A 3,249-nucleotide genomic window follows, 5' to 3' on the forward strand; every position below is an offset into this window, starting at 1 on the left:
CCTTCCCCGCCCATGCCCTCCTCCCACCCACTCCGCGGCGTCCTCCCCGTCTTCCAAACCCCTTGGCACGAAGACGAAACCCTCGACCTCGAAACCCTCGAACGCGAAATCTCCTGGCTCTACGACTGCGGTGCCCACGGCATCGTCATGGCCATGGTCTCCGAAACCCTGCGCCTCGACAGCGAAGAGCGCGAAGCACTCGCCGCCGCTTCGTGCAAGTTTGGCAAATCTCGCGGCGCCGTCATCATCAGCGTCGGCGCTGAATCCTCCAAGACCGCCGAACGCTACGCCAAACACGCCGAAAGCGTCGGTGCCGATGCCGTCATGGCCATCCCGCCCGTCTCCATCGGCATCGGTGAAAGCGAACTGCTCGCCTACTACACCCGCATCATCCACGCCATCCAGATCCCCGTCATCGTGCAGGACGCCAGCGGCTACGTCGGCAAGCCCATGCCCATCGCCATGCAGGCCAGACTGCTCGCCGAGTTCGGCCCCGACCGCGTTCAGTACAAGCCCGAAGCCTCCCCCATCGGCCCCAAGCTCTCCGAACTCCGCGATGCCACCCAGGGCCGCGCCCGCGTCTTCGAAGGCACCGGCGGCATCGCCCTCGTGGACTCCTTCAAACGCGGCGTCGTCGGCACCATGCCCGGCGCGGATCTCATTCGCGGCCTCGTCCCCCTCTGGAATGCCCTCACCTCAGGCGACACCGAAAAAGCCGACCGCATCCACGGCCCCCTCTCCGCCCTCATCTCCATGCAGACCAGCCTCGACGGCTTCCTCGCCGTCGAAAAACACCTCCTCGTCCGCCAGGGCATCTTCAAAAACACCCTCATCCGCGGCCCCGTCGGCTTCAAACTCGACGACGAAACCAAACGCGAAGTCGAGCGTCAGTTTGACCGCATGATCGCAGCAGCCCAATGATTTGAACCCATGATCATCGACGTCCACTCCCACGCCTGGAACTTCCCCGCTGACTTCTCCGACGATTTCCTCCATCAGGCCGGTCGCGCCCGCCCCGGCGTGAAGGTTGATATCAGCGCGACCTATGAGGCCTATCGCGCCAGCGCCCCGGAAGACACCCACACCTTCGTCTTCGGCGGCAAAGCCAAACTCAGCGGCCTCTGGGTCAATGACCAGACCGTGGCAGACTACGTGGCGCACGATCCCGCACGCTTGATCGGTTTCCTCTCCATCGATCCCACTCAGGAAAACTGGCAGCGCGAGATGCAGTTCGGCCACGAAACCCTCGGCCTGCGCGGCATCAAGCTTCTGCCCATGTACGCCGGCTTCAGTCCCGATGATCCCACACTCGAACCCCTCTGGCAGTATGCGGAAAAGCACGGCCTGCCCGTCCTCCTGCACATGGGCACCACCTTCATCGCCCAGGCACCCCTGGCCTTCACCCTGCCTCGCCTTATCGAGCCCGTGGCCCTCAGACATCCCGGCGTAAAAATCATCCTCGCCCATCTCGGCCACCCCTACGAAGGCGAATGCCTCGTGACCATCCGCAAGCACGACAACGTCTTCGCCGACGTCAGCGCCCTCCACTACCGCCCCTGGCAGCTCTACAATTCCCTCATGCTCGCGCAGGAATACGGCGTCTGGCACAAGCTCCTCTTCGGCACCGACTTCCCCTTCACCACCGTCAACGCCTCCATCGACGGCATCCGCAAACTCAACGACATGCTCGAAGGCACCCAGCTCCCCCGCCTCGATGTCGCCCAGATCGAAGCCATGATCCACCGCGACAGTTTAACACTGCTTGGCTTGCAATGAATCACCCCCAGCTCTCATCCCGGTATGTCGCCGGCGAAGTATTCCGGTACTGCCGCAGCATGCGGCTGAAGTAGTAGCGGTTCGTCAGCCCGCACTGCTCGGAGATCGTCTCGATGCTATCCTTCGTGTGCCGCAGCTTGCGGCACGCTTCATCCAGCCGGTAGTCCAGCAGCACCCGCATCGGCGGCTGCTGCAGCTCCTGCTGAAAAAGATGGTTCAAATTCCGCAGGCTCAGACCCGCATGCTTCGCCACCTGCTCGGCCGTCAGCTTGAGTCCGTGATGCTGGTGCATGAACTCCATCGCCCGCAGCACCCGCGCATCCAGATGCTGCTTCTCCCACACGCTCTCCGGCAGGCACTGCACGGCGGCGATCACGAGCTGGATCGTCGGCCACGGAAACCTCACCGCCACCTTCTCCTTGCCCATCTTCACCAATCCGGGGATCAGGCTCTGCATCAGCGCATTCGTGGGAAACTTGTGGATCCCCGGTGCCGCCCGGTCCGCCAGCGGCCCTAGGTTGAAATGCGCATACCACTTGCTGAATGGCTTCGTCGTCGTGGTGCTGAAAGTCGTGTGTGGCGGAATCAGATACATGAAGCCCGGCTCCAGCAACGTCTTTTCACCCTCGATTTCCACCACCCCTCCGGCACTCACCGGCCAGTACAGCCGCCAGTACGGATCATTCAGCCGCCGCAGCTCCCACTGCTGCAGTTCGATCTTGCGCGTCGTCAGGATGTCCACCGTCACCCCCGGCAGCGCCACCGTTCGCTGACCCTGCACACGATGCGCGGAGCCGGTGGGCACGAGGCTGAGGATGTTTTTGTTCGTCTGCATCAAGGCGTCATTGCGAAATCCGACACAAATCTGGCGAGCACGTCCATGGACGGCAAGCAGGGAGTGACTATGGATTTAAACTCACCCAAAACTGAACACACACCATGGCCGACATCCAAACCAGCGCTGCAGACATGAAGGAAAAGGAATTCTTCAGCGCGTCGATCAGACCATCCTCCCCCTCGCCCCCTACGCAGACTGCCTCATGCTCACCCGCGGCATCCAGCGCTCCGTCATCCCTGCCTCCACCACCAAGGCCATCGCGCTGCGTGCCTCCGGCGGCACCTCGATGATCAGCCCGATGGAAGAATGGGAAGGCGAGATCGACGGCAAGAAGGCCAAATTTGCCCGCCCCGGCTTTGAGCCCCTCTCCAATGAAAGCACGGCTCTCAACATCGAAGAAGCCATCCGCCTCAATGCCTCCATTCTTGCTGTGCAGGTCTTCATCGGCAGCGCCTACGAGCGCCAGTCCCTCAAGAACCTCACCGATCTCGTCGATGCCGCCAGCCGTTACGGCATCGCCGTCATGGGCGTGACCGCCGTGGGCCGTGCAATGGCCCGCACCCCGCAGTACTTCCGCCTCGCCACCCGCATCCTGGCGGAACTGGGCGCCAACGTGGTGAAGTGCTACTACACCG

General features: G+C 62.6%; 3 protein-coding genes and 1 pseudogene. 3 read left to right on the forward strand and 1 reads right to left on the reverse strand.

Annotated elements, in window-relative coordinates; translation table 11 throughout:
- Both ACILSL_RS27410 and ACILSL_RS27415 read left to right on the forward strand, forming a co-directional pair.
- A partial coding sequence (locus ACILSL_RS27410; RefSeq protein WP_395735254.1) for a dihydrodipicolinate synthase family protein occupies positions 1–921 on the forward strand: 921 nt, incomplete at its 5' end.
- Positions 922–930: 9 nt separating this feature from the next.
- Positions 931–1,776, forward strand: coding sequence for an amidohydrolase family protein (locus ACILSL_RS27415; RefSeq protein WP_395735255.1), 846 nt, complete (start codon positions 931–933; stop codon positions 1,774–1,776).
- 1 nt (position 1,777) lies between these two features.
- Here ACILSL_RS27415 and ACILSL_RS27420 read toward each other — a convergent pair whose 3' ends face one another.
- Positions 1,778–2,611 carry a helix-turn-helix domain-containing protein gene (locus ACILSL_RS27420; protein ID WP_395735256.1) on the reverse strand — a complete coding sequence of 278 codons (834 nt, stop codon included), beginning with the start codon at positions 2,609–2,611 and terminating at the stop codon, positions 1,778–1,780.
- Positions 2,612–2,762: 151 nt separating this feature from the next.
- On the opposite strand from ACILSL_RS27420, the pseudogene ACILSL_RS27425 reads away from it, so the two are divergent.
- A pseudogene (locus ACILSL_RS27425) lies at positions 2,763–3,249 on the forward strand (hypothetical protein); the annotation flags it as partial.

Origin of the sequence: Prosthecobacter sp. (genome assembly GCF_044222345.1) — a bacterium.
GTDB lineage: Bacteria > Verrucomicrobiota > Verrucomicrobiia > Verrucomicrobiales > Verrucomicrobiaceae > Prosthecobacter.